Source organism: Aquitalea magnusonii (assembly GCF_002217795.2).
Classification (GTDB): domain Bacteria; phylum Pseudomonadota; class Gammaproteobacteria; order Burkholderiales; family Chromobacteriaceae; genus Aquitalea; species Aquitalea magnusonii_B.
In genome coordinates, this window is record NZ_AP018823.1 from 26006 (window position 1) to 50865 (window position 24860).

Annotated in this window: 26 protein-coding genes and 1 tRNA gene; 17 read left to right on the forward strand and 10 right to left on the reverse strand. The window is 57.3% G+C overall.

The window, feature by feature from the left end; genetic code table 11:
* Positions 1-37: 37 nt before the first annotated feature.
* The 5 genes from DLM_RS00155 to DLM_RS00170 all read right to left on the reverse strand — a co-directional run bounded on the left by DLM_RS00155 (position 38) and on the right by DLM_RS00170 (position 5190).
* A complete protein-coding gene (locus DLM_RS00155; protein ID WP_089084464.1) occupies positions 38-970 on the reverse strand; it encodes an IS5 family transposase in 933 nt (310 codons plus the stop codon).
* Between the two features lie 326 nt (positions 971-1296).
* Positions 1297-1719, reverse strand: coding sequence for a hypothetical protein (locus DLM_RS00160; RefSeq protein WP_089084465.1), 423 nt, complete (start codon positions 1717-1719; stop codon positions 1297-1299).
* Positions 1720-2013, reverse strand: a complete 294-nt coding sequence (locus DLM_RS00165; RefSeq protein WP_145985742.1) for a hypothetical protein — start codon at positions 2011-2013, stop codon at positions 1720-1722.
* Position 2014: 1 nt separating this feature from the next.
* Positions 2015-2356: a hypothetical protein gene (locus tag DLM_RS22885; RefSeq protein WP_145985743.1), complete on the reverse strand. Its 342-nt coding sequence runs from the start codon at positions 2354-2356 to the stop codon at positions 2015-2017.
* 62 nt (positions 2357-2418) lie between these two features.
* Positions 2419-5190, reverse strand: coding sequence for a type VI secretion system Vgr family protein (locus DLM_RS00170; protein ID WP_119313176.1), 2772 nt, complete (start codon positions 5188-5190; stop codon positions 2419-2421).
* A gap of 598 nt (positions 5191-5788) precedes the next feature.
* Here DLM_RS00170 and dusA point away from each other — a divergent pair.
* The 8 genes from dusA to recG all read left to right on the forward strand — a co-directional run bounded on the left by dusA (position 5789) and on the right by recG (position 13121).
* Positions 5789-6742 carry a tRNA dihydrouridine(20/20a) synthase DusA gene (dusA, locus tag DLM_RS00175; protein WP_231959950.1) on the forward strand — a complete coding sequence of 318 codons (954 nt, stop codon included), beginning with the start codon at positions 5789-5791 and terminating at the stop codon, positions 6740-6742.
* Between the two features lie 82 nt (positions 6743-6824).
* Complete coding sequence (gene rdgB / locus DLM_RS00180) at positions 6825-7418, forward strand: RdgB/HAM1 family non-canonical purine NTP pyrophosphatase (protein WP_089083825.1); 594 nt, start codon at positions 6825-6827, stop codon at positions 7416-7418.
* The gene (gene hemW, locus DLM_RS00185) at positions 7415-8656 is read left to right on the forward strand and encodes a radical SAM family heme chaperone HemW (RefSeq protein ID WP_089083824.1); all 1242 of its coding nucleotides are present in this window, start codon (positions 7415-7417) and stop codon (positions 8654-8656) included. The genes rdgB and hemW overlap by 4 nt, the downstream gene beginning before the upstream one ends.
* Positions 8657-9040 (forward strand): RidA family protein, encoded by a 384-nt coding sequence (locus DLM_RS00190; RefSeq protein ID WP_089083823.1) that lies wholly within the window; start codon positions 8657-8659, stop codon positions 9038-9040. It abuts the gene before it with no gap.
* A 143-nt stretch (positions 9041-9183) separates the two neighbouring features.
* Positions 9184-9612 carry a DUF4124 domain-containing protein gene (locus DLM_RS00195; RefSeq protein WP_145985744.1) on the forward strand — a complete coding sequence of 143 codons (429 nt, stop codon included), beginning with the start codon at positions 9184-9186 and terminating at the stop codon, positions 9610-9612.
* A 12-nt stretch (positions 9613-9624) separates the two neighbouring features.
* A complete protein-coding gene (locus DLM_RS00200) occupies positions 9625-10461 on the forward strand; it encodes a PhzF family phenazine biosynthesis protein (RefSeq protein ID WP_089083821.1) in 837 nt (278 codons plus the stop codon).
* A gap of 98 nt (positions 10462-10559) precedes the next feature.
* Positions 10560-10994, forward strand: coding sequence for a DUF2147 domain-containing protein (locus DLM_RS00205; RefSeq protein WP_089083820.1), 435 nt, complete (start codon positions 10560-10562; stop codon positions 10992-10994).
* Between the two features lie 78 nt (positions 10995-11072).
* Positions 11073-13121 (forward strand): ATP-dependent DNA helicase RecG, encoded by a 2049-nt coding sequence (recG, locus tag DLM_RS00210; RefSeq protein ID WP_089083830.1) that lies wholly within the window; start codon positions 11073-11075, stop codon positions 13119-13121.
* Between the two features lie 264 nt (positions 13122-13385).
* On the opposite strand, the gene DLM_RS00215 is transcribed toward recG, so the two are convergent.
* From DLM_RS00215 to pstS, 5 genes are all read right to left on the reverse strand, one after another.
* A complete protein-coding gene (locus DLM_RS00215) occupies positions 13386-14846 on the reverse strand; it encodes an inorganic phosphate transporter (protein WP_089083829.1) in 1461 nt (486 codons plus the stop codon).
* Between the two features lie 257 nt (positions 14847-15103).
* A complete protein-coding gene (gene pstB, locus DLM_RS00220) occupies positions 15104-15868 on the reverse strand; it encodes a phosphate ABC transporter ATP-binding protein PstB (RefSeq protein ID WP_089083819.1) in 765 nt (254 codons plus the stop codon).
* A gap of 12 nt (positions 15869-15880) precedes the next feature.
* Complete coding sequence (gene pstA / locus DLM_RS00225) at positions 15881-16729, reverse strand: phosphate ABC transporter permease PstA (protein WP_231959952.1); 849 nt, start codon at positions 16727-16729, stop codon at positions 15881-15883.
* A 78-nt stretch (positions 16730-16807) separates the two neighbouring features.
* Positions 16808-17770, reverse strand: coding sequence for a phosphate ABC transporter permease subunit PstC (pstC, locus tag DLM_RS00230; RefSeq protein WP_089083817.1), 963 nt, complete (start codon positions 17768-17770; stop codon positions 16808-16810).
* Between the two features lie 117 nt (positions 17771-17887).
* Positions 17888-18928 (reverse strand): phosphate ABC transporter substrate-binding protein PstS, encoded by a 1041-nt coding sequence (gene pstS, locus DLM_RS00235; RefSeq protein WP_089083816.1) that lies wholly within the window; start codon positions 18926-18928, stop codon positions 17888-17890.
* Between the two features lie 163 nt (positions 18929-19091).
* Here pstS and tpiA point away from each other — a divergent pair, with 163 nt between their 5' ends.
* The 9 genes from tpiA to nuoF all read left to right on the forward strand — a co-directional run bounded on the left by tpiA (position 19092) and on the right by nuoF (position 24857).
* Positions 19092-19838 (forward strand): triose-phosphate isomerase, encoded by a 747-nt coding sequence (gene tpiA / locus DLM_RS00240; RefSeq protein ID WP_089083815.1) that lies wholly within the window; start codon positions 19092-19094, stop codon positions 19836-19838.
* 1 nt (position 19839) lies between these two features.
* Positions 19840-20190 carry a preprotein translocase subunit SecG gene (secG, locus tag DLM_RS00245; protein WP_059284818.1) on the forward strand — a complete coding sequence of 117 codons (351 nt, stop codon included), beginning with the start codon at positions 19840-19842 and terminating at the stop codon, positions 20188-20190.
* A 17-nt stretch (positions 20191-20207) separates the two neighbouring features.
* Positions 20208-20293 (forward strand) — tRNA-Leu (locus tag DLM_RS00250).
* A gap of 91 nt (positions 20294-20384) precedes the next feature.
* On the forward strand, positions 20385-20741 hold the full coding sequence (locus tag DLM_RS00255) for an NADH-quinone oxidoreductase subunit A (RefSeq protein WP_089083814.1): 357 nt from the start codon (positions 20385-20387) through the stop codon (positions 20739-20741).
* On the forward strand, positions 20732-21208 hold the full coding sequence (locus DLM_RS00260) for a NuoB/complex I 20 kDa subunit family protein (protein WP_045847651.1): 477 nt from the start codon (positions 20732-20734) through the stop codon (positions 21206-21208). Before DLM_RS00255 ends, DLM_RS00260 begins: the two co-directional genes overlap by 10 nt.
* Before the next feature lie 11 nt (positions 21209-21219).
* Positions 21220-21816: an NADH-quinone oxidoreductase subunit C gene (locus DLM_RS00265; protein WP_089083813.1), complete on the forward strand. Its 597-nt coding sequence runs from the start codon at positions 21220-21222 to the stop codon at positions 21814-21816.
* A complete protein-coding gene (locus DLM_RS00270) occupies positions 21809-23062 on the forward strand; it encodes an NADH-quinone oxidoreductase subunit D (protein ID WP_089083812.1) in 1254 nt (417 codons plus the stop codon). Before DLM_RS00265 ends, DLM_RS00270 begins: the two co-directional genes overlap by 8 nt.
* Positions 23062-23562: an NADH-quinone oxidoreductase subunit NuoE gene (gene nuoE / locus DLM_RS00275; protein WP_089083811.1), complete on the forward strand. Its 501-nt coding sequence runs from the start codon at positions 23062-23064 to the stop codon at positions 23560-23562. The genes DLM_RS00270 and nuoE overlap by 1 nt, the downstream gene beginning before the upstream one ends.
* The gene (gene nuoF / locus DLM_RS00280) at positions 23562-24857 is read left to right on the forward strand and encodes an NADH-quinone oxidoreductase subunit NuoF (RefSeq protein WP_045847647.1); all 1296 of its coding nucleotides are present in this window, start codon (positions 23562-23564) and stop codon (positions 24855-24857) included. Before nuoE ends, nuoF begins: the two co-directional genes overlap by 1 nt.
* Positions 24858-24860: the final 3 nt, after the last annotated feature.

Here is a 24860-nt window from a genome sequence, read left to right on the forward strand (position 1 = left end):
CAGGCGCAGGTCGCACTACCCCAATCCCCAGACGGACTTATCCCATGCGGACCGTTTGCAGCGTGCCCAGTGCTGTGAAGCGATTTAGAATCGCTGCACAGATTTGAAGCTCCGCCACCTGCCGGTCAAAGTCCCGTGACTTAACCCGGTCTGCCAGCAATTTGAAACAGTGCATCTTCGTTTCGACCAGACTGCGGCGATGGTAGCCGCTCCACTTTTTCCAGAGTGTGCGCCCCAGATATTTCACCGAGCGTAGTGACTCATTGCGAGCCTGATTGCCCGGTGAAATCCCTTTCCAGAGTTGGCCGTTTCGACGTGGGGGAATGATGGCTGCTGCTCCACGCTCTGCAATCGCTGCGTGACATAGGCGTGTGTCGTACGCCCCATCCGTGGTCACTGTCACCAGTCCCTCTGCCGCCGGAGTTTGCGATAGCAGCTCTGGCAGCATCGTGGCATCTCCAGTGCGATTGTCGGTCACTTCCATTGCCCGGATTTCCAGCGTTTGCGCATCAATGCCCAAATGCACCTTGCGCCACTGACGGCGGTACTCCGCGCCGTGTTTCTTCGTTTTCCATTCGCCTTCACCCAGCATCTTGATGCCAGTGCTGTCGATCAACAGGTGCAGCCCGGTCGTGGTTGGCCGGCAAGGAATGGCCACCTGCAAATGCTTTTGCCTCCGGCACACGGTGCTGTAGTCCGGCGTCAGCCAGTCCAGCCCCGCCAGTTTGAGCAGGCTTTGCACCATACCCACGGCCTGTCGGAGCGCAAGATTGAACAGGCATGTGATCTTCAAGCAGAACTGAATGGCGGCATCGCTGAAAGTCGGTGTCCGTCCACGTTTGCCGACCGCAGAGCCACGCCAGCGCATGTCACGGTCCAACCAGATCATCAGCGACCCACGCGCCTTGAGCGCAGCATTGTAGGTCTTCCAGTTGGTGGTCTTGTATTTGGGCGGGGCGGACTTGCTCATGCCGTCATTCTACCCTGCCTGCAGGGAGGGTGATTTGTGCAACAAAGCCTCTAGCGCTTCATCAGTTCATGGAAATCATTTTCTGCACTGCAAGTCGAAAATTATTCGATCATCATCGTCTTCTAATGCGCTATTGAAACAATCAGAAAAGTTAACAGCTGCGATTAAACCAATATATCGAATGATGCGGGGGGCATCGAAATTTAGGAAGAAAAACTACGGCTGGGGCAGTGGATGTTCAAACGTTTGGATGCACAGTGCCAACCTATCTTATCTATGCATCAAGAATGGTAGTTAATTAGCCTGCTATTTAACCGATTTTGCAGTCATTTCCATACCGGGAAAAATTCAACCGAGCCCATGTCTTCCACATAAGCATCAATCGCAATCATGTAATTAACTCTCTTTTTATATTGATCGTTTCTTTTTACTCGCAAACACCTATCCAGCGCTTGACCATAATTAATTATGCGTGGAAATTTAACTTTGCAATGAGGGAGGCCGTCATTGATCACCACCCACCGATTGCCAGGCTTTTGATCCTTCCCAACCTCAACAATGTTTATACTTGAAATATAAATAAGCTTGCCAGGAAAGTTTTTCTGTAGAATATTTACAGCATCGTCAGTGTAAATTTTCATACCCTTATCATTCTGCACGACCCTAATGGTTGGGCCAGGCTCCTCCCCAAAGCTGGCATATGACAGCGATGAGTAGGCAATTAAGAATATGGTCACCAATAATTTCATTTAGATGGACCTCGCATTTGCAGGAATTAAATCCCTATCAAAAGGATTTGCAAGTAATTTCTTAATGGCAAATTCAACGTAATTCTTCTTTTTTTCAGGGTAGGAAGAAATGCCGAGGAATGTAAAATCGAAATATATTGCAACAATCTCAGCCTGCTGCTCATGGTTGTAATTTTCAAAATTCTTTGGATTCTGTTTTTCCCATGGTAGAAAGTATATACTCATTCCGGGCATGTCTGGCGATGGATTTGTTAACTTGTACTTTCTTCTTGACCGTTGCCAGATGTGTGTCATTTCATGAATAAAAAGTAGCTTTGCATTTTTTTGCCAAACTTGGATTTAGCTCTGGTTTGGAATAGTCTTCTTGATAAAAGTGCACACTTCCTTTGGGCTGGCTATCTCTTGGTGGGAAGAAAATAAATGGATTGTCTTGGTCGGAGATGACACCTGGAGGCTTCCTATCTTTCATTGTCTCGTGCACGCCGCATATTATTCTAACAGAGTCATAGTCTATAGAATCTTTAAAAACCTTACGACAGTAATCTACCTCTCCGTCAGTAAGTTTTCTCATTTTCTTTACTTCTAAGTGAATAATCGAGTACCCTATATTTTCCACATTCGTTTTAGCCTGTGCCAAGATTTCTAGCCAGCCACCACCAGTTTGAACACATCCACCTTTACAGAGATTTATATATTCACCTAAAGTGAAATCAAGATTTTCTTAATACTTACTGGCTCAGCTGTTTCAATTCTTTCAGTTTTCCCATCGCCATCAGTACGCCCAGTCACAATTCTGCCAGAACCAAGTTCAATTCTATAATTAACATATGGCATAATTTTTCCAGTGGGGTCCTTTACAAGAAACTGCTCATCATGGATTCGACTCGTTGGTAATATTGGGGGGTCAAAATCTATTCGGGTAGGCCCGCTTAGGTCATGGCTGCCACCCTTCACGCTTACTGTCCCCGGGCAGTGCACTTCGATATTGCCGCCTTTCAGCCGGATATAGCCGCCACCGCTGGTCAGCAGAATCTCTTCTTTGGCTGCAATAGTGATGCGCTCCTTGCAGGAGGTAATCGTCATATCCTTATCCGCCGTCAGTTCCATCGCATCACTCTGCGCCTGCACCTGCACCTGCACCTTGCCCTTGGCGGCGATCAGTTTCAGCGCCACTTTGTCTTTCACCCCGGCCACAAACAGGCTGATGTGCTGGCCGACGTTGTGCAGCCAGCGGCGGCCGGTGGTGTGGTTGGCGTCGCGTTGGGCGATGAGGTTGAGGTTGGTGCCGGCGCTGAGGGTGTGGCTTTGTTCGGTCAGGCTGGCGATGCCGGCCGGGGCGGACAGGATGAGCAGCGGCTGTTGGCCGGCCTGGTCTTTTGCCGTCTTGCCGTCTTTGTCGGTGTTGCTGCCGGCTTCCCAGGCTTTGAGCGCGGCGGCGTGGTGTTGCAGGTGGCCGCTGTCCTTGTTGCCGTCTTTGCCGTTGTCGGAGTTGATGGCGTCCGGCCCGGTTTCCATGCTGTCGGCCAGTTGTGCAGCGGCGGTGTCGCCCAGGCTTTGGCTGAGGCTGAGCGCGGCGTCGAGCTGGCTTTGCGCATGCTCGCGCGCCAGTTGTTTGCCGGATGCGCCGTTTTGCGCTTCGGTGCTGATGAGCAGGCCGTGGCCGGCGCGGATGGCGCCGTGCTGGTCGGTGCGTAGTTCGAAGCCTTCGCCGCGCGGCTGGGCTTTGCCATTGCTGCGCGGGTGGGTGAGGTAGCCCTGGTTGAGCTGGGTCTTGCCCGCTTCGCTACTGAGCTTGGCGCGGACTTCACCGGGCGTGTCGTCGAACAGCAGTTCGTTGTACTGGCCGCCCTGGTGTTCTTTGGATTTGATGCCGGACAGGGTCTTGTTGGCGGGCAAAGCGCCGGCACCGCTGAAGGCCGGGGTGGCGTGGCTGCCGTTGTACAGCACGCCAACAATCACCGGGCGGTCGATATCGCCTTCGATAAAGTCGACCAGCACTTCCTGGCCGATGCGCGGGATGAACTGGTGGCCCCAGCCGGCCCCGGCGCTGGGCATGGCCACGCGCAGCCAGCAGGAGGAGCGGTCGTCCAGATTGGCGCCGCTGCCGGGGTGTTCGTCTGGCCGCTGCCAGTGGAACTGCACCTTGATGCGGCCCAACTCGTCGGTGTGGACTTCTTCCCCCTCGGGCCCCACCACGGTGGCGGTCTGTACACCTTTAGATGTCGGCTTGGCCTGCGTGCTGTGGGCATAAGCCGGGGTGAGCGGAATGCCGCGGCGCTGGGCGGTGATCTGGGTCTGGAAGGGGCTGCTGTTCTGGCTGTCGTTTGATGTGCTGCTATCTCCCAGCAAGCCGCGCAGGCTGCTGGCCAGATCACCCGGCAGATTGTTGTTGGCACGGAAGGTTTGGCCGGTGACCACGAATTCACGCTGCTCGCTGCTGTCGCCCTCGTGCAGCGGATGTTCATCCAGGCGGAACCATTGGCCAGCGAGCAGGCTGCGTACTGAGCCGCTGCCAGAGAATTGCTTGGCCTGCACATCGTGCGCCTGCTGACGCCGCTGCGCATACTGACTCAGTTGCTCGGCATCGCTGGCGTAGTACAGCGACTGCGGGTCGTAATCCTGCAGGGTGGATTGCAAGGCATCGCCACTGCGGCCTTGCTGGATGCGGCTCTGATCGCCGCTGTGCTGGGTGCTCACCGGCTGGTAATCGAAACTGGCCAGCGCCACCGCACCGGACACCACCTGACGGGCGGCGCTCCAATCCGTCAGGCCGTCTTCTTCCTCGGTGGCATCGCTGCGGTGAAAGCGCACCCGCTCACTGGCGGCGGGCGGCAGGCTGTACGCATCATCAAACACCACCAGCTTGACCTGCGGATGCTCACCATCGACATGCTCGAAACGCCAGGCGTAACCCTCTTCGTGCAGCAGGCGCACGATGAAGTCGAAATCGCTCTCGCGGTATTGCAAACAGTAACTGCGCGGGTTGGCGGAGGCAGTGTGAAACTCCAGCGTCTGTACCTGGGCAAACACCGGATTATTGGCCTGATGCTCGGCCAGGATCTGCTTGACGATGTCCGGCACCGACAAGTCCTGAAACACCCGCGACGTACGACGCAGCCGCAGCAGCGCAAACGGCGGCTCGATGGTGAGGCCGTACTTGGCAAAACCGCCATCCGAACCCAGCAACTCGGCCCGTGACACCACCCCGCAACGCACCACCTGGCTGCCATCGGCATCCAGCACCCCCAGGCGGGCGGCCACACCGAGCAGCGACTTGAGCTCGATATTGCCATCCGGCGACAAACAACTGAGCTGATAGCGATAGGCTTGCGACACCCCCTCGCTGCCATCCAGCGTGTGTGGCAATAACTGCTCGGCGGCGATCTGCCCGCCATCCAGCTGCAGGGTGAGCAGGCGCTGGTGCTGGGAAAAGGCGGCGGCGAAGCTGGCGAGCAGGGAGGAGAAGTCCATGGTGCGGGCTATCACGTCGGCTGACGTGAATCATCACATTCTGTTGAAAGTTCAACAGTTTATGCGTACAACATGCAGCGGACAAGGTGGAATAACATCATTAGGTATTTGTACGAAGACGCTTGGCTGCTCAAAGGCATGCGGCCAGTCAAACTGTTATTGTCAGGATCGTCCAGCTTTGGCTGTTGCAGAGATTGCCTGCAGTGTTGATCAGAGGTTCATGCGCGCGGTGGTCCTTGAGCTGCCGCATCGTAGGTGTAAAGTTGGGCCTCGCGTCAGTTTCTCCCTCGCCGGTTAACTTGGTGCGCTAGGTTGACGTTTATCTTGGCTACGCGCTTGACCCCGCCGTGATTGGAATACGATAATTGCCAGTTTTTTCAACTGTTTATTCATCATTTGCGCGGGGTGTGCCAGCCCCGTGCCTGACGGGTGCCAAGCCACTGAAATAGAGGCAGTTTTGTGGTGCTCTTAATGATGATGAAAACAGGCAAGTATGGTCGAAATGAATAGTCATCCGCTTACCGCTAGTCCCACCGCCAGCCCCGCTACACCAGGAGTGCGTGCTGCATTGCCTTCTCGCCGTTTGTCCGTAGCGCCGATGCTAGACTGGACTGACCGTCACTACCGCTACTTTGCCCGGCAAATCAGCCGCCACACCTGGCTGTATACCGAAATGGTCACCACCGGCGCGCTGCTGTATGGCGATGTGGAGCGGCATTTGCGCTTTGACGAAGCCGAACACCCGGTGGCCCTGCAACTGGGTGGCTCCGAGCCGTCCGAGCTGGCGCAGTGCGCGCGGCTGGCGCAACAGTGGGGTTATGACGAGGTCAACCTCAATGTCGGTTGCCCCTCCGAGCGGGTACAGAAGGGTGCGTTTGGTGCCTGCCTGATGGCCGAGCCGCAACTGGTGGCCGACTGCGTCAAGGCCATGCGCGATGTGGTAGACATTGACGTCACCGTCAAACACCGCATCGGCATCGACCAGATCGAGCATTATGACTATCTGGCCGATTTTGTTGATCAGGTGGCTGCAGCTGGTTGCAACACCTTTATCGTGCATGCGCGCAATGCCATCCTCAAGGGACTGAGCCCCAAGGAAAACCGCGAAATCCCGCCGCTCAAATACGACTACGTCTACCGCCTGAAACAGGAAAGACCTGAACTGGAAATCCTGATCAATGGCGGGGTAAAAACCAATGCCGAAATCGCCGAACACCTGCGCCATGTCGATGGCGTGATGGTGGGGCGCGAGGCCTATCACAACCCCTGGCTGATGGCCGGGTGGGATGCGGCGTTCTATGGCGATGACAGCACTGCCGTCAGCCGCCAGCAGGTGGTGGATGCCATGCTGCCTTATATTCGCGCCCGTCTGGCCGAGGGCCACAAGCTGCGTAATATTGCCCGCCATATACTGGGTCTGTTCCAGGGCATGCCGGGTGCGCGCCAATGGCGGCGGATGCTGTCCGATGCCAAGCTGTTGGATGGTGCCGACGAGGGCCTGCTGTTGCAGGCGCTGGCGGCCATGCCGTCCCGCGTGCCCGACGCCGAATAATCCGTGCTGACAGCAGGGTGGACGCGGCATGGTTGGCCGCTTACCCTGCTGTTCTGCGCTGTACGCAACAGGATGAATCCACATGTTCGACAAACTGGTACTCGCCAGCAATAACGCTGGCAAGCTGCGTGAATTTTCCGCCCTGCTGGCACCGCTGGGTGTCACCGTCATCCCGCAAGGGCAACTCAATGTGCCGGAATGCCCGGAGCCGCATTACACCTTTCTGGAAAATGCGCTGGAAAAGGCCCGTCATGCCAGCCATGTCACCGGCCTGCCGGCGCTGGCGGATGATTCCGGCATCTGCGTGGAAGCGCTGGGCGGCAAGCCCGGTGTGTTGTCGGCGCGCTATGCCGGCGAGCCCAAGTCGGACGAGCGCAATAACGCCAAGCTGATCGAAAAGCTGCAAGGTAAGGACAATCGCCGCGCCTGGTATTACTGCGTGCTGGTGCTGGTACGCCATGCCGACGACCCGCAACCGCTGGTAGCCGATGGCATGTGGCTGGGCGAAGTGCAGGATACCGCAGCAGGCGAGGGCGGTTTTGGCTACGACCCCTACTTCTACCTGCCCGAATTCGGCTGCACCGTCGCCCAGTTGGCGGCGGAGGACAAGAACCGTGTCAGCCATCGCGGCAAGGCCATGCAGGCCATGCTGAGCAAACTGCGTGAGCTGGCATGAGCGTGATTGACCTGTCCGGGCTGAAGGGCGGCCTGCGCGAACTGCCGCCGCTGTCGCTGTATATCCATTTCCCCTGGTGCGTGCGCAAATGCCCGTACTGCGATTTCAACTCGCACGAGCTGAAAAGCAGTAGCGGCCAGAGCGTACAGTGGAACCCGCAAGCTGGCGTCGCCAGCGGTGGTTTCGATGAAATGGCCTATGTGGAAACCCTGCTGCGCGATCTGGAATATAGCCTGCCCGCCATCTGGGGCCGCAGCGTCAGCACCATCTTCATGGGCGGTGGTACACCCAGCCTGTGTTCGGCGCAGGCCATGGACACCCTGCTGGCGGGCATTCGCGCCCGGCTGCGGCTGTCGCCGGAAGCCGAAATCACCATGGAAGCCAACCCCGGCACCTTCGAGGCGGAAAAATTCCGTGGCTACCGCGAAGCCGGCATCAACCGCCTGTCTATCGGCATCCAGAGCTTCAACCCGCAACACCTGCAAGTATTGGGGCGGATTCACGATGGTGACGAGGCGCGCCGTGCCATCGACATTGCGCTGTCCTGCTTCGACAACGTCAATCTGGACCTGATGTACGCCTTGCCCGGCCAGACGCTGGAACAGGCACTGCAGGATATCGACACCGCCTTGTCGCATGGCATCACCCATCTGTCGGCTTACCACCTCACCATCGAACCGAACACGCTGTACGCTGTGCGCACGCCGCAAAACCTGCCGGATGATGAAGTGTCCGCCGACATGCAGGATGCCATCGAAGCACGACTGGCCGCTGCCGGTTTCGAACATTATGAAACCTCGGCCTTTGCCCGGCCCGGCAAGCGCAGCCGTCATAACGTCAATTACTGGCAGTTTGGCGACTATCTGGGCATTGGTGCCGGCGCGCACGGCAAGATCAGCAGCCACGAAGGCATCGTGCGGGAAATGCGGCATAAGCAACCTGCGGCCTATATCCAGGCAGTGGCCGATGGCCAGCCGGTGCAAAGCAGCCGCAAGGTGAAGCGCGACGAGCTGCCGTTCGAGTTCATGATGAATCTGCTGCGGCTGACCGGCGGCTTTGAAACGCGGCTGTTCACCGAGCGTACCGGTTTGCCTGTATCCTGTATCCGCAATGAATTGCAGCAGGCCATCCAGCAAGGATTGCTGGAGCAGGATGCCACCACCATTCGCCCCACTTTGCAAGGGCAACGTTTTCTCAATGACCTGTTAACCCTGTTTCTCGGGGACGGAGATCAGTAAATGACCAAAGAAATCATCCACACTGCAGATGCACCGGCCGCTATCGGCGCTTACTCCCAGGCTGTGAAGGCTGGCAACACCGTTTACCTGTCCGGCCAGATTCCGCTGGACCCGGCCACCATGACCGTGGTGGAAGGTGGTTTTGCCGCCGAAACCCATCAGGTGTTCAAGAACCTGAAAGCCGTGTGCGAAGCCGCCGGTGGCAGCCTGGACCAGATCGTCAAGCTCAACGCTTACCTGACCGACCTGTCCAATTTCGCCACCTTCAACGAAATCATGGGTCAGTACTTCAGCCAGCCTTACCCGGCACGCGCCGCCGTTGGCGTGGCCAGCCTGCCCAAGGGCGTGCAGGTTGAAGCCGAAGCGGTATTGTTCCTGGGCTGATTTTTCTCCCCGGCATAGTAGAAACAGGCGATCTTGATCGCCTGTTTCTATTTGTACGGCAGTTCCTGACTGATGGCGCAGCAGCCAGTAGAGAGGGAATCGGCTCTTATCTGGAGTCCGTATCCTCCGCTGGAGTGCTGGCCATGTCTCGTTTCGCAATCTTGCTGCTCTGGCTGCTGCCCACCGCGCTGCAGGCGGCCGTATTCAAGTGCATCAGCCCTGATGGACATCACAGCTATCAGGATCAACCCTGCCCGCTTGGTCATGCCACTCACACCTTGCAGGCTAGCTACTTCAGCCAGGTCAGCCGTGAGTCGTATCCGCAGCAGCCCTTGTCCCGTCAGCAGCAAGTGCAGCACGACAAACGCTTGCAGCAGCTACAGCGCAAGGAGCAGCAATTGCGCATCCGTCAGCGCCAGTTGGCACTGAAAAACTGCCAACGTTTGCAGCGCCGCCAGCAAGTGCTGCACGCACAATTGCTGGCTAGCCGTTCTGCACGGCAAACACAGCGTTTGCAAGCAAGGCTTGTCAGTCAGCAGCAGGCCTTGCAGGATGCTGCTTGTATTCCATGATGCGAGAACGCCATGACCAGCCATGCTTTTGAGATCGTCAATGTATTTGCTGAAACCACGTTTGGCGGCAATCCCTTAGCGGTATTTACCGCTGCAACCGGCTTGTCCGATACGTCGATGCAGGCACTGGCACGGCAGATGAATTTGTCGGAAACGGTTTTTGTCTTGCCTTCGACACAGGCCGCAGCGCGCTTGCGCATTTTTACCCCGGCCCATGAACTGCCTTTTGCCGGACACCCTACGCTGGGGGCGGCTGCCGTACTGTACGGCCAACAGCGCGTGGGGGAGGCGTTTACTCTGGAAACCAATGCCGGGGTGATTCCCATCGTCCATCAGGATGGCCTGTTTACCCTACAAGCCAATCCGGCCCGTGAGCGCGATGCCGGACTGGCGATCGACGCTGTTGCTGCCATGTTGTCCCTGCCTGTGGATGCAATTGCCGCGCCTCCCAGTTGGCTGGATACCGGCAGCGAACAATTGCTGATCCGGGCCAGCAGCCGTGAGGCGGTACTTGCCGCGCGCCCGCTGCCTGCGTTGTTTGTTCGCGATGCCTGCCTGCAGCCTGGGCGCTGTGTGGCCTATTTATGGTACGAAGCCAATGCGGTGGCGACGGTGCGGCTGTTTTACGCACAGGACGGTGCTGTACTGGAAGACCCGGGTACCGGCTCGGCCTGCGCCAATCTGGGTGGCTGGTGCAGCCTGCACCAGCGCTATCCGCTGCAGTGGCGGGTAGAGCAAGGAGAGGTATTGCACAGGCCCAATGTGTTGCACTTGACGGTGGATGCCGAGCGTCGTATTTATGTTGGCGGTCGTGTCATTGCCTTGGCGCGTGGTGAATTTGTCTTGTGACGCAGAGCTGCGCTTGACGCTGAACCGGCCCCTTGGCATCCTAGAGCCGCAGCTCCAAACTAGCGTTTCAATAAGACAGACAACACGAGGAAAACATCATGAGCACATTGTGGAAAGCCGCGGTGGTGGCGTTGGGCTTTGCGGCACTATCTCAGATCGCACTGGCGGACAGCCCGGTTGGTAGCTGGAAGACCATTGATGACGATACCAAACAGGCCAAGGCGGTGGTGCAGATTGCCGAAGCTGCCAATGGCGAGTTGTCCGGCAAGATCGTCAAGCTTTACCAAAACCCCGATGTGGTATGCGAAGCCTGCGATGGCGAGCGCAAGGGCAAGTCGGTGAATGGCATGACCATTCTGTGGGGCCTGAAGAAAGATGGCGATAGCTGGGCCAATGGCAAGATTCTGGACCCGCACAATGGCAAGATCTACAGCGCCAAGATGAAGCTGGTGGATGGCGGCAAAAAGCTTGAAGTGCGCGGCTTCCTCGGCGTGTCGCTGCTGGGCCGTACCCAGGTGTGGGAACGCCAGTAAGCCTAATTCCAAAGATGCAGGACAGGGCGGTGTGCCAGCAAGGTGCGCCGCCCTGTTTTTTGGGTACAATCGCTGCTGATGACCCAAGCCAATGACCTCGCCAATCAGCCGCTGAATGTGGCTCCCGCTCTGGCCAAGAAGCTGGACAAGCTCGGCCTGCGCCGCCGTTTTGATCTGGTGTTGCACCTGCCGTTGCGTTACGAAGATGAAACCCATCTCTATCCGATTGGCGCGGCTCCGTATGGCCAGCCGGTATTGGTGGAGGGGCGGGTCATCAGCCACGATGTGCAGTTCCGCCCGCGCAAGCAACTGCTGGTACGCATCGAGGACGCCAGCGGTGTATTGGTCTTGCGTTTCATCCATTTCTATCCCAGCCAGCTCAAGCAATTTGCCGATGGTGTGTTGATTCGTGCCATGGGCGAGATTCGTCGTGGCTTTCATGGCGATGAAATGGTGCATCCCAAAACCAGGGAGGTGGTGGAAGGCAGCCCGCTGGCCGAAAGCCTGACACCGGTCTACCCCACGGTAAACGGCGTCACCCAGCCCATGCTGCGCAAGCTGATCCACCAGGAACTCCAGGCCTTGCCCCTGCCGGAGACCTTGCCCGAGCCGGTGATCGCACATCTCAAGCTGCAAGGTTTTGCCGATGCCGTTCGCCTCTTGCATTCCCCTCCGCCCGAATATTCGGCCAGTCAGCTAGCAGAACCCGGTCTGCCGGCCTGGCAGCGGCTCAAGTTTGATGAACTGATGGCGCAGCAGCTTTCCATGCGGCTGGCTTACCGGGCCCGCCGCCAGGGGCAGGCAGAGCCGATTCGCGGTCATGGCAGACTCAGAAGCGCGCTATTTGCCAGCTTGCCATTCACCCTTACCCGGGCGCAGCAAAAGGTGCTGGATGAAATTGATGTCGATATGGCCCAGGCTCACCCGATGCACCGCCTGCTGCAAGGCGATGTGGGCAGCGGCAAGACGGTGGTTGCCGCACTGGCTGCGCTTAGCGCCATCGAGTCGGGCTTCCAGGTAGCCTTGATGGCTCCTACCGAAATCCTGGCCGAACAGCATTACCGCAAGCTGTCCGGCTGGCTGGAGCCATTGGGTATCAGGGTAAGCTGGCTGTCCGGCAGTCTGCGCAAGAAGCAGAAGGAACTGGCCGTTCAACGGCTGGCGAGTGGTGAAGCACAGCTTGCCATCGGCACCCACGCTTTGTTTCAGGACGGAGTGCATTTTGCCCGCCTGGGTCTGGCGATCGTGGATGAGCAACATCGCTTTGGCGTGGGCCAGCGGCTGGCACTCAAGCAAAAGGGGCAGGAGCCCCACCAGTTGATGATGTCGGCCACCCCTATACCCCGCACCCTGGCCATGAGCTTCTATGCCGATCTGGACGTTTCCGTCATTGATGAATTACCACCGGGCCGCACCCCCATCGTCACCAAGCTGATCAACAGCAGCCGGCGCGAAGAGGTGATCGATTATGTACACAAGACCTGCAGCGAAGGGCAGCAAGTCTACTGGGTATGCCCGCTGATTGAAGAGTCGGAAACCTTGCAGTTGCAAACCGCAGTAGATACCCATCGCCTACTGGCAGCCCAACTGGCGCAGTGGCAGGTTGGCCTGGTGCATGGCCGCATGAAGCCGGACGAAAAGGCAGCCGTGATGGCTGCTTTCAGCAGCGGGGAGCTGCAGGTATTGGTGGCCACCACGGTGATTGAAGTCGGTGTGGATGTACCCAATGCCAGCCTGATGGTGATCGAACATGCCGAACGCATGGGCCTGTCGCAATTGCACCAGCTACGTGGCCGGGTTGGGCGGGGTAGCGCACGCAGTGTCTGCATGTTGCTGTTTGAAAACCCCTTGTCCGATCTGGCCAAGGCGCGCTTGAAAGTGATTTACGAAAATGTGGATGGTTTCGAGATTGCGCGGCAGGATTTGCTGATCCGCGGGCCGGGCGAGTTTCTCGGCGCACGGCAAAGTGGGGTGCCGATGTTGCGCTTTGCCAATCTTGAAGAAGATATCGAGCTGCTGGAAGCGGCACGCGAGCTGGCACCAGAAATCCTGCAGCGCTGGCCAGAGGCGGTCGATGCGCATCTGGAGCGTTGGCTGTCCGGGCGCGAGCACTACCTCAAAGCCTGAAGTCACCCCGGTTTTTCCTGTTTTCCCTGCCATCTGCAGCCAAAAAAAAGCGCCTCATTTCTTGCGAAACGAGGCGTCAAGGGATTGCTGCAAACAACAAAGGAGAAACCATGATGAAGCGAAGTAATATTAGCAAATAATAAAATAACGAATCAATGGTGTTGTTGTGACAGTTTGATCCTGATCAAACTCCACCAGCCATGATGCCCATCATAGAAAAAGCCGCCCTCAGGCGGCTTTGCAGGCAATGTCGACGGCAGAGGCTTATTTCAGCCAGTTGCTGGCCAGGTAGTACAGGCTGCCCGACAGCAGCATGGCAACCGGCATGGTAAACAACCAGGCCAGCAGGATGGAGCGCACGGTAGACCATTGCAGGCCGGCCTTGTCCGCCACCATGGTGCCCGCCACGCCGCTGGACAAAACATGGGTGGTGGAAACCGGCAGGCCAAACTGACTGGCCAGACCAATGGAGACCGCCGCAGTCAGCTGGGCCGACATGCCCTGAGCGTAGGTCATGTCTTTCTTGCCAATGCCTTCGCCGACAGTCTTCACCACGCGCCGCCAGCCAATCATGGTGCCGCCGCCCAGCGCCAGCGCCACGGCAATGATCACCCAGGTGGGCGCGTACTCGGTGGTAACGGTCAGGTCCTTGCGCAGATTGCTCAGCAGCTGCTTGTCATCCGCACTCAGGTTAGGCAGAGAGCCGGCCTTCTTGGCGGCATCATCCAGACACAGCAGATCGGTGCGCACGTCCCAACGCTTGTTGTCCGGCAGATTGCGATAGGTGCTGCCATCACCCAGTGCGGTGATCAGATTGTCAGCGGTACGCAGGGTATCGCGCGGACGACAGTCATGTATATTGCTGTCCGTCGCCACGGGCTTGAACATGGCATCCAGTGCGGTCTGATGACGGTTGTAGAACTGTTGCAGATGCAGGGCGGCGTCACGGGTGCGTTCGATCTGGTAAGGCGTGCTGTCCAGATTGAGTACGTATTTGGCCGGGACAATGCCGATGAGAACCAGCATGATCAGGCCGACACCCTTCTGACCATCGTTGGAACCATGGGAGAAGCTCACCCCCATCGAGCTGACGATCAGCATGAAGCGCATCCAGAACGGCGGGTGCTTGCGGCCTTCCACCTGCTGACGCTGAAACGGCGTCTTGTGCATATTGCTTTGCGGGCGTGAGCGGCGCAGGGCAATCACCAGCAGACCGGACAGCAGCGCCCCTACCAGGGGAGAGCACAGCAGCGACAAACCCACGTCGATCGCCTTGCCCCAGTTGACACCCTGCGCCAGCGGGGTGCCATTGATCAGACAGTTGGCCAGGCCAACGCCAAGAATGGCACCAATCAGGGTATGTGAGCTGGAGGCCGGCAGGCCGAAGTACCACGTGCCCAGATTCCAGGCAATCGCCGCTGCCAGCAGGGCAAACACCATGGCCATGCCGCGTGCGGTATTGACCGAAACCAGCAGATCCACCGGCAGCAGGTGAACGATGGCATAGGCTACGGCCAGCCCGCCAGTCAGCACGCCCAGAAAATTGAATACACCAGAGGCGAAAACCGCCAGGCGTGGCTTCATGGATTGGGTGTAAATGACGGTGGCAACCGCATTGGCCGTATCGTGAAAACCGTTGATGAACTCGAAGGCCAGGACAAAGCCCAGCGACAGAACCAGGGTGATGGCCACATGCGTGTCCAGCCCTGCAAAGAGGTCCAGCATGATCATGAAAATCGTGTTAAGGAAAGCCGGGATTGTTGAGTGCAGCCCTGCGGGCGTCAAGTAAATGAACCAAAAAAAACCGGGCTTGTCGCTTTCCCGCCGCGTAATTGACACCATCCTTGACAGGCATGGGTTTTCGACGGTTTTTTCAGGAAGTTACGTGTGTAATCGGATGTAATAATGAGGGTGCAAACCGGCCTGAAAATGCAAAAGCCCCTGCTGCGGGCAGGCCGCAGGCAGGGGCTGGCAAAGCCGGATCAGCCGAACTTGCCGGTGATGTAATCCTCAGTAGCCTTTTGTTTGGGCGCGGTGAAGATGTTGTCGGTTTCACCAAACTCCACCAGTTCGCCCAGATACATGTAGGCAGTGAAGTCGGAAACCCGAGCCGCCTGCTGCATGTTGTGGGTGACGATGGCGATGGTGTAGTCCTCTTTCAGTTCATGAATGAGTTCTTCGATGTGGGCAGTGGAAATCGGGTCCAGAGCCGAGGTCGGTTCGTCCAGCAGCAGCACTTCCGGGCGGGATGCCACGGCACGCGCAATGCACAGACGCTGCTGCTGGCCACCGGACAGCGAGTTGCCGGACTGCTTGAGCTTGTCTTTCACCTCATCCCACAGCGCAGCCTTGCGCAGCGCCCATTCCACACGATCATCCATCTCGGTCTTGGACAGCTTTTCGTACAACTTCACCCCGAAGGTGATGTTGTCGTAAATGGACATCGGAAACGGAGTCGGCTTCTGGAACACCATGCCCACCTTGGCGCGCAAGAGGTTGATATCCACATCGCGGCCCAGGATGTTATGCCCATCCAGCAGGATTTCGCCTTCCGAACGCAAGCCCGGATACAGCTCGTACATGCGGTTGAAAGTACGCAGCAGGGTGGATTTGCCACAGCCGGAAGGGCCGATGAAGGCAGTGACCATGCGCGGTGCAATCTCCAGATTGATGTTCTTCAATGCGTGGAAATTACCGTAAAAGAAGTTCAGATTCTTGACCTGAAGCTTGACGTTGTTATCAGCCATTGTCGTCATGCCTTAATGCGATTGGGTTTTCTGGCTGCCCATCCAGCGGGCAAGGATATTAAGCGTCAGCACGCTCAAGGTAATCAGCAGGGCACCTGTCCAGGCCAGGGTATGCCAGTCTTCGTACGGGCTCATGGCAAACTGGAAAATCACGATCGGCAGGTTGGCCATCGGCTGGTTCATATTGTTGTTGAAGAACTGGTTGTTCAGCGCAGTAAACAGCAGCGGGGCGGTTTCACCGGAAATCCGAGCCACCGCCAGCAAAATGCCGGTCAGTACCCCGGCCTTGGCCGAACGCAGTGTCACATACAGGGTGATCTTCCATTGCGGCGTACCCAGCGCTGCGGCCGCTTCGCGCAGCGTATTGGGTACCAGGCGCAGCATGTTCTCGGTGGTGCGTACCACCACCGGAATCACCAGCAGTGCCAATGCAAAAGAACCCGCCCAGCCAGAAAAATGCCCCACGCTGACAACATACACTTCATAGACAAACAGGCCGATCACGATGGAAGGGGCCGACAGCAAGATGTCGTTGATGAAGCGGGTGGTGGGTGCCAGCCAGCCGCGCTGACCGAATTCCGCCAGATAGATGCCTGCCAGAATCCCGATCGGGGTACCGATCAGGGTGCCGAAAAAGGTCATCATCAGGCTGCCGTAAATGGCATTGGCCAAGCCACCCTGGCTGCCCGGTGGCGGGGTGCTCTGGGTGAATGCCTGCAAGTTCAGGCCGGACAGGCCATGTTGCAGCAAGGTAAACAGAATCCACAGCAGCCAGAACAGGCCAAAGGCCATGGTGAGGGTGGATGCCCCCATGTTGAAGGCATTGACCAGACGGCGGCGACGGTAAATGGAAGTATTCATGGAGCTGCTGCTTTCGCTGCGACTCTGCAGTTTCACAGATTCGCTGATGGTGCTGTTAGTCATGATGTTGGCGCCTTGTCAGGATGCCTTGCCTTCCTGCTTCTGCAGTCGCAGCAACAGGAGTTTGGCGCAGGCCAGGACGACGAAGGTGATGAAGAACAGGATCAGACCCAGCTCAATCAGCGAGGCCATGTGAAATTCACCGGTAGCTTCGGCAAACTCGTTGGCCAGCGCCGATGATATCGACTGGCCGGGTTCGAACAGACCAACGGCAAAGCGCGAGGAGTTGCCGATGACGAAGGTTACCGCCATGGTTTCGCCCAGCGCACGGCCCAGGCCCAGCATGATGCCGCCCACCACACCGGTCTTGGTGTAGGGCAGTACCACATAACGCACCACTTCCCAGGTAGTGGAACCCAGGCCGTAGGCAGATTCCTTGAGCATGGTAGGCACTACTTCAAATACATCGCGCATCACCGAGGCGATGAACGGGATCACCATCACCGCCAGGATCAGGCCGGCAGTAAATACGCCGATACCCATGGGCGCACCTTGGAACAACAGGCCGATCAGCGGGATGTCACCCAAGTTGTCGATCAGAACGGGCTGCACATGATCTGCAAACAGCGGGGCAAACACAAACAGGCCCCACATGCCGTAAATGATGGACGGGATGCCGGCCAGCAACTCAACGGCAATCCCCAGCGGGCGTTTGAGAATGTTGGGGCATAGCTCGGTCAGAAAAACAGCAATGCCGAAGCTGACCGGAACACCGATCAACAAGGCAATTACCGACGTGGCCAGGGTGCCGAATACCGGAACCAGAGCACCAAATTTCTGCGCTACCGGATCCCAGTCGCTGTCAGTCAGAAAACCCCAGCCAAACCTGCTCAGGCTTGGCATGGCGCCAATGATCAAGGAAATCAGAATGCCAATCAGCAAGGCCAGTACCAGAAAGGCAAAGCAGCGCGTGGCTATTCTGAACAGATTGTCTAGCAGCAGTTGCCGCTGCATTTGCTGGTTATTGCTGAACTTTTCCATGAGAGATACTCGGTCGCGTCTCAGACAAAAAGCCGGGGTGGTAAGCCCCGGCCTTGTGGCTACAGCATTTGGCATGATGCGGGATATGCACAGGCATTTGCTGTAGCCAGGCTGCTATCAATTCAGAACCGGCTTGCCGCTGGCATCGGTAATCTGCTTCCAACTGGTGCGGATCACGGTCTTCACGCTATCAGGCATCGGGATGTAGTCCAGATCCAGCGCGGTCTTGTCGCCATTCTTGTAAGCCCAGTCGAAGAACTTCAGTACTTCGGTACCCTGTGCCGGCTTGTCCTGCTTCTTGTGCATCAGGATGAACGTGGCGCCAGCAATCGGCCAGCTATCCTTGCCAGCCTGATTGGTCAGCAACAGGTAGAAACCAGGTGCCTTTTTCCAGTCTGCGTTGGCGGCTGCGGCACGGAAAGACTTGTCATTCGGTGCGACAAAGCTGCCAGACTCATTCTTCAGTTGACCGTAAGCCAGCTTGTTCTGCTTGGCGTAGGCATACTCAACGTAGCCGATGGAACCCTTGATGCGGGTTACATAGTTGGCCACACCTTCATTGCCCTTGCCACCGACACCGGCAGGCCAGTTCACCGAAGTGTTGGAGCCAACTTTGCTGGCCCACTCGCTGGAAACCTTGGACAGGTAGTTGGTGAAGATAAAGGTGGTACCCGAACCGTCGGAGCGGCGAACTACGGTGATTTTCTGATCCGGCAGCTTGACGCCCGGGTTCAGGCTGGCGATGGCCGGGTCATTCCACTTCGAAACCTTGCCCAGGAAAATATCAGACAGCAAGGGGCCGGTAAACTTTACTTGACCCGCCGCGATGCCCGGAACATTCAGTACCGGAACCACACCCCCCAGCACGGTCGGAAACTGCGTCAGGCCGGACTTTTCCAGCTCCTCGGGCTTCAGCGGCATGTCGGACGCGCCGAAATCAACAGTCTTGGACTGAATCTGTTTGATGCCACCACCAGAGCCGATGGACTGATAGTTCATGTTGTTGCCGCTGCCCGCCTTGTAGGCAGTGGCCCACTTAGCGTACAAGGGGTAGGGGAAAGTAGCGCCGGCGCCGGTAATGTCGGCTGCCATGGCGGCACCAGCAACAAAGCCGGCGGACAAGGCCAGCGAAGCGACCAGACGTACAGACTGTTTCATGCTTGCTCCTGAGTATTGGGGTAAGGGCGTGCTAAGTGTTGAGGCGCATCCTATCCCTTCAAGTTTTCAGAAATATTACAAGTCGTCGAAAAGCCGTATGCGATGTTTTGACGGCACCGCGAGTGGGGATATAATCCGCAGCTCAAATACGGAGACAAGCGACATGGCAGGCAAGCTGATCATTGGCAACTGGAAGATGAATACCCGCGCGCAAAGCGCACAATCCCTGGTTGCGGCCTTGCTGGCCGATCCGGTCTGCAATCAGCCCTGGGTGGGGGTTGCGGCACCTGCTGTCTATCTGGCAGCGCTGGGTGCGCAGCTTGCCGGTCAGGCGCTGCAGTTGTCGGCGCAGGATGTCAGCAGCTTCTCCGCCGACGGCGCTTTCACCGGTGAAGTGTCTGCCGCCATGTTGCGCGACGTGGGTTGCCGTTATGCCTTGGTTGGTCACTCCGAGCGCCGTCAGTATTTTGGCGAGGCCAATCCGGCCTTGCTCTCCAAGATGAACAATGCCATGGCTGCGGGCCTGGTGCCGGTGCTGTGCGTGGGCGAAACCCTGGCCGAGCGCGAGTCCGGGCAGTACCTGGAGGTGATTTTCAGCCAGTTGGCCATCCTGGCTGAAGTGAGCGCAGGTGAGTACGTCATCGCCTATGAGCCGGTCTGGGCGATCGGGACCGGCAAGGTGGCTTCGCTGGAGCAGATTGCCGAGATTCACACCGCCATCAAAACGTGGTGCTTGCAAAATGCCAAGCCCTCCGCTAATATTCGCGTCCTCTACGGCGGCAGTGTAAAGGCAGAGAATGCCGAGTCAATTCTGAAGACAGAAAATGTCGACGGAGCCCTTGTTGGTGGGGCATCTCTGGACGCCGGATCATTCAGGATGATTTGCCAGGCCGCAGGAAAATTGATATAGTATGGAACTTATTAAGACGCTTATTTGGGTTGTAAACCTCCTTTCCGCAGTAACAATTATCGTCCTTGTCCTCATGCAGCATGGCAAGGGTGCGGATATGGGTGCAGCTTTCGGCAGCGGCGCTTCCGGAAGTCTGTTCGGTGCGTCTGGTTCTGCGAATTTCTTGAGTAGAACCACTGCAATTGCAGCGGTTGTATTCTTCTCCACGAGTCTCACCCTTGTTTATCTGTCGGGGGGCGGAAAAACAGATCTGGGTGTGATGGGTGGCAAGGTTGAGCAAGTTGCGCCGCAAATCCCGGTCGGGGCAACCACTGGCAAAGCTTCGGGCACTACATCAAAAATTCCGGAGTGACAGTAAAGTTATATAGTGCCGACATGGTGAAATTGGTAGACACGCTATCTTGAGGGGGTAGTGGCCGTAGGCTGTGTGAGTTCGAGTCTCACTGTCGGCACCACCATTCAAAAATAGGCCACCGGGATTCCGGTGGCCTATTTTATTTGGAGCCAAGGAGGGTAATTCCTCCTTTTTTTGGGGGTGTACGGGAAATGCTGCAAAATTATTTTCCCATTCTGTTGTTTGTCATCGTCGGTTTGCTGGTCGGCGTGGGTCCTATCGTTCTTGGTAAGGTCCTCGCACCCAATCGTCCCGACCCTGAGAAACTCTCTCCTTATGAGTGTGGATTCGAGGCCTTCGAAGACGCGCGCATGAAGTTTGACGTTCGCTACTACCTCATCGCCATTCTGTTCATCCTGTTCGATCTGGAAATTGCATTTCTGTTTCCCTGGGCTGTGGTCCTGAAAGAGCTGGGTGTCTATGGCTTTGGTGTAATGGTGGAGTTCCTGGCGGTGCTGACGCTGGGCTTCGTCTACATGTGGAAAAAGGGAGCGCTGGAATGGGAGTAGAAGGTATTCTGGAAAAAGGCTTCGTGACCACGACAGCCGACAAGCTCATCAACTACACCCGGACCGGTTCGCTGTGGCCGATGACTTTTGGTCTGGCCTGCTGTGCGGTGGAGATGATGCATGCCGGTGCCGCGCGTTACGACCTGGACCGTTTCGGCATCGTTTTCCGTCCCAGTCCCCGTCAGTCTGACCTGATGATTGTGGCTGGTACGCTGTGCAACAAGATGGCACCGGCGCTGCGCAAGGTGTATGACCAGATGGCAGAGCCGCGCTGGGTCATTTCCATGGGTTCCTGTGCCAACGGTGGTGGCTACTACCACTACTCCTATTCTGTCGTCCGTGGCTGTGATCGCATCGTGCCGGTGGATGTCTATGTGCCGGGCTGTCCGCCGACTGCCGAAGCACTGCTGTATGGCATCATCCAGTTGCAGAACAAGATCAAACGCACCTCTACCATCGCCCGATAAGGTAAGCACTTATGGCCTCCAAGAAAATGGAAGCACTGGGATCGGTCGTCGAGCGTGTGCTGGGCGACAAGCTTGTATCAAGCACGCTGGCCCTCGATGAACTGACCATCGTCTGCAAGGCGGCAAATCTGACTGACGTAGCCACCACGCTGCGTGATCATGCCGATCTTTCCTTCGAACAATTGATCGACCTGTGCGGTATGGACTACAGCGCCTACCGCGATGAGCCATGGGATGGACCGCGCTTTGCCGTCGTCTACCATTTGTTGTCGCTCAAGCACAATGTCCGTATCCGTCTGCGCGTATTTGCCGAAGACGACAGTTTCCCGCTGCTCGCTTCGGTCAACCCCATCTGGAATGCGGCCAACTGGTTCGAGCGTGAAGCTTTCGACCTGTTCGGCATCGTGTTCGAAGGTCATCCCGACCTGCGTCGCATCCTGACCGACTATGGCTTTGTCGGCCATCCGTTCCGCAAGGATTTCCCGCTGTCCGGTCATGTCGAAATGCGTTACGACCCGACCCAGCAGCGCGTGATCTACCAGCCGGTCACCATCGAACCGCGCGAAATCACTCCGCGCATCATTCGTGAGGAGAACTACGGTGGCTGAGATCCGTAACTACACGCTGAACTTTGGTCCTCAGCACCCGGCAGCGCACGGTGTATTGCGTCTGGTGCTGGAGCTGGATGGTGAAGTCATCCAGCGTGCCGACCCGCATATCGGCCTCTTGCACCGCGGTACCGAAAAACTGGCTGAAAGCAAGACTTTCATCCAGTCTTTGCCGTATATGGATCGTCTCGACTACGTATCCATGATGTGCAACGAGCACGCCTACTGCCTGGCCATCGAAAAGCTGCTGCAAATCGAAGTGCCGCTGCGTGCGCAATACATCCGTGTGATGTTTGCTGAAATCACCCGCATCCTGAACCACCTGCTGTGGATTGGTGCGCATGCGCTGGATATCGGTGCCATGACCATGTTCCTGTACGCCTTCCGTGAGCGTGAGGATCTGATGGACTGCTACGAAGCCGTGTCCGGTGCCCGCATGCATGCCGCCTATTTCCGTCCGGGTGGTGTGTACCGTGATCTGCCGGATTCCATGCCGCAGTACACCGTATCCAAAATCAAGAACGCCAAGGAACTGGCGCGCCTGAACGAAGGCCGCAAGGGTTCCATGCTGGACTTCATCGACGACTTCACCAAGCGCTTCCCGACCTACGTTGACGAATACGAAACCCTGCTGACCGATAACCGTATCTGGAAGCAGCGTACCGTGGATATCGGCGTGGTCAGCCCGGAACGTGCCAAGAACCTGGGCTTCACCGGCCCGATGCTGCGTGGTTCCGGCATCGAGTGGGACCTGCGCAAGAAGCAACCTTACGATGTGTATGATCGTCTGGACTTTGATATCCCGGTGGGCAAGAAGGGTGACAGCTACGACCGTTACCTGGTCCGCGTGGAAGAAATGCGCCAGTCCAACCGCATCATCCAGCAATGTGTAGCCTGGCTGCGTGACAATCCCGGCCCGGTCATCACCGACAACCATAAAGTGGCTCCGCCTTCCCGTGAAGGCATGAAGTCGAATATGGAAGACCTGATTCACCACTTCAAACTGTTTACCGAAGGCATGCATGTGCCGGAAGGCGAAGCCTATGCCGCGGTAGAGCATCCGAAGGGAGAGTTCGGTATCTATCTGGTATCCGACGGTGCCAACAAACCGTACCGACTGAAAATCCGCGCTCCGGGCTTTGTCCATCTGGCTGCGCTGGATGAAATGGCAAAAGGCCACATGATTGCCGACGTGGTGGCCATCATCGGTACCCAGGATATCGTGTTTGGGGAGATTGACCGCTAATGCTATCCGCACAATCACTCGCCGCCATCGACCGCGAAGTCGCCAAATATCCGGCAGACCAGGCTCGTTCGGCGGTCATGGGCGCACTGCGCATCGCCCTGGTGGAGCGCCGTGAAACCGGCAAGACACCGGAAGAGCGCTGCCTGAATACCGAGGTGATCGAATTCGTTGCCAACTACCTGCAGATTCCGCCGGTAGCGGCCTACGAAGTGGCCACCTTCTACAACATGTACGACATGAAGCCGGTGGGCAAGTACAAGATCACCGTCTGCACCAATCTGCCCTGTGCCCTGTCCGGTGGCGTGAATGCTGCCGAGTACATCTCCAAGAAACTGGGCATCGCCATTGGCGAAACCAGCGCTGACGGCAAGTACACCTTGCTGGAAGGGGAGTGCATGGGAGCCTGCGGCGATGCGCCGGTCTTGCTGGTGAACAACCACAAGATGTGCAGCTTCATGACGCCCGAAGCAATCGACAAGAAACTGGCGGAGCTGAACTGATGGCAATCTTCGTCAATGGTGTGATTTTCGACGGCGTAGACACCTCTGCGCAGGACTGCTGGAAGCTGGAGGCCTACGTGGCCCGTGGCGGCTACCAGGCCCTGCGTCGCATCATCGAATCCAAGATGCCGCAAGAGGATGTGATCGCTGAAGTGAAAAATTCCGGTCTGCGCGGCCGTGGCGGTGCGGGCTTCCCCACCGGCCTGAAGTGGAGCTTCATGCCGCGCTCTTTCCCCGGCGACAAATACGTGGTGTGCAACACCGACGAGGGCGAGCCGGGTACCTTCAAGGACCGCGACATCCTGCGTTTCAATCCGCATGCGCTGATCGAAGGCATGATCATCGCCGGCTACGCCATGGGTACCAAGGCTGGCTACAACTACATCCACGGTGAAATCTTCGAAGAGTACGAACTGTTCGAAGCCGCACTGGATGAAGCCCGCCAGGCAGGTTTCCTGGGCAAGAACATCCTCGGCAGCGACTTCAGCTTCGATCTGTTCGCCCACCATGGTTATGGCGCCTACATCTGCGGTGAAGAAACCGCGCTGCTCGAATCGCTGGAAGGCAAAAAAGGCCAGCCGCGCTTCAAGCCGCCGTTCCCGGCCAGCTTCGGTCTGTACGGCAAGCCGACCACCATCAACAACACCGAGTCCTTCGCCTCCGTGCCTTTCATCATTCGTGATGGTGCACAGAAGTTCCTGGAAGCGGGCAAGCCGAACAATGGCGGTACCAAGCTGTTCTCGGTATCCGGTCACGTGAATCGTCCGGGCAATTACGAGATTCCGCTGGGCACCCCGTTCTCGGTACTGCTGGAAATGGCAGGCGGCATGCGTGATGGCAAAAAGCTCAAGGCAGTGATTCCGGGTGGTTCGTCCGCTCCGGTCTTGCCTGGCGACGTCATGATGCAATGCACGATGGACTACGACAGCATCTCCAAGGCCGGCTCCATGCTGGGTTCTGGCGCTGTCATCGTGATGAATGAAGATGTGTGCATGGTCAAGGCGCTGGAGCGACTGGCCTACTTCTATCACGAAGAGTCCTGCGGCCAGTGTACGCCGTGCCGTGAAGGCACCGGCTGGCTGTACAAGGTGATCCATCGCATCGCCAACGGCGAAGGCCGTCCGGGTGATCTGGAGCTCCTGGATTCGGTAGGCAATAACATGGCCGGCCGTACCATCTGTGCACTGGCAGATGCTGCCGTGTTCCCGGTTCGCAGTTTCACCAAGCACTTCCGCAATGAGTTCGAGTATCTGATCGAACACAAGAAGCCCTTGGTGGACCACAAATGGTGTTGAGCG

What these genes read in the sequence shown, in the direction of transcription:
- DLM_RS00160 (WP_089084465.1), bottom strand. Translation starts at nt 1,719, where the DNA reads ATGAAATTATTGGTGACCATATTCTTAATTGCCTACTCATCGCTGTCA.
- dusA (WP_231959950.1), top strand. Translation starts at nt 5,789, where the DNA reads ATGCTAGACTGGACTGACCGTCACTACCGCTACTTTGCCCGGCAAATC.
- DLM_RS00170 (WP_119313176.1), bottom strand. Translation starts at nt 5,190, where the DNA reads ATGGACTTCTCCTCCCTGCTCGCCAGCTTCGCCGCCGCCTTTTCCCAG.
- recG (WP_089083830.1), top strand. Translation starts at nt 11,073, where the DNA reads ATGACCCAAGCCAATGACCTCGCCAATCAGCCGCTGAATGTGGCTCCC.
- nuoF (WP_045847647.1), top strand. Translation starts at nt 23,562, where the DNA reads ATGGCAATCTTCGTCAATGGTGTGATTTTCGACGGCGTAGACACCTCT.
- DLM_RS00155 (WP_089084464.1), bottom strand. Translation starts at nt 970, where the DNA reads ATGAGCAAGTCCGCCCCGCCCAAATACAAGACCACCAACTGGAAGACC.
- pstS (WP_089083816.1), bottom strand. Translation starts at nt 18,928, where the DNA reads ATGAAACAGTCTGTACGTCTGGTCGCTTCGCTGGCCTTGTCCGCCGGC.
- DLM_RS00265 (WP_089083813.1), top strand. Translation starts at nt 21,220, where the DNA reads ATGGCCTCCAAGAAAATGGAAGCACTGGGATCGGTCGTCGAGCGTGTG.
- secG (WP_059284818.1), top strand. Translation starts at nt 19,840, where the DNA reads ATGGAACTTATTAAGACGCTTATTTGGGTTGTAAACCTCCTTTCCGCA.
- nuoE (WP_089083811.1), top strand. Translation starts at nt 23,062, where the DNA reads ATGCTATCCGCACAATCACTCGCCGCCATCGACCGCGAAGTCGCCAAA.
- DLM_RS00215 (WP_089083829.1), bottom strand. Translation starts at nt 14,846, where the DNA reads ATGCTGGACCTCTTTGCAGGGCTGGACACGCATGTGGCCATCACCCTG.
- DLM_RS00195 (WP_145985744.1), top strand. Translation starts at nt 9,184, where the DNA reads ATGTCTCGTTTCGCAATCTTGCTGCTCTGGCTGCTGCCCACCGCGCTG.
- DLM_RS00260 (WP_045847651.1), top strand. Translation starts at nt 20,732, where the DNA reads ATGGGAGTAGAAGGTATTCTGGAAAAAGGCTTCGTGACCACGACAGCC.
- rdgB (WP_089083825.1), top strand. Translation starts at nt 6,825, where the DNA reads ATGTTCGACAAACTGGTACTCGCCAGCAATAACGCTGGCAAGCTGCGT.
- DLM_RS00200 (WP_089083821.1), top strand. Translation starts at nt 9,625, where the DNA reads ATGACCAGCCATGCTTTTGAGATCGTCAATGTATTTGCTGAAACCACG.
- DLM_RS00165 (WP_145985742.1), bottom strand. Translation starts at nt 2,013, where the DNA reads ATGACACACATCTGGCAACGGTCAAGAAGAAAGTACAAGTTAACAAAT.
- DLM_RS00205 (WP_089083820.1), top strand. Translation starts at nt 10,560, where the DNA reads ATGAGCACATTGTGGAAAGCCGCGGTGGTGGCGTTGGGCTTTGCGGCA.
- DLM_RS00190 (WP_089083823.1), top strand. Translation starts at nt 8,657, where the DNA reads ATGACCAAAGAAATCATCCACACTGCAGATGCACCGGCCGCTATCGGC.
- hemW (WP_089083824.1), top strand. Translation starts at nt 7,415, where the DNA reads ATGAGCGTGATTGACCTGTCCGGGCTGAAGGGCGGCCTGCGCGAACTG.
- DLM_RS00255 (WP_089083814.1), top strand. Translation starts at nt 20,385, where the DNA reads ATGCTGCAAAATTATTTTCCCATTCTGTTGTTTGTCATCGTCGGTTTG.
- tpiA (WP_089083815.1), top strand. Translation starts at nt 19,092, where the DNA reads ATGGCAGGCAAGCTGATCATTGGCAACTGGAAGATGAATACCCGCGCG.
- pstC (WP_089083817.1), bottom strand. Translation starts at nt 17,770, where the DNA reads ATGGAAAAGTTCAGCAATAACCAGCAAATGCAGCGGCAACTGCTGCTA.
- pstA (WP_231959952.1), bottom strand. Translation starts at nt 16,729, where the DNA reads ATGAATACTTCCATTTACCGTCGCCGCCGTCTGGTCAATGCCTTCAAC.
- pstB (WP_089083819.1), bottom strand. Translation starts at nt 15,868, where the DNA reads ATGGCTGATAACAACGTCAAGCTTCAGGTCAAGAATCTGAACTTCTTT.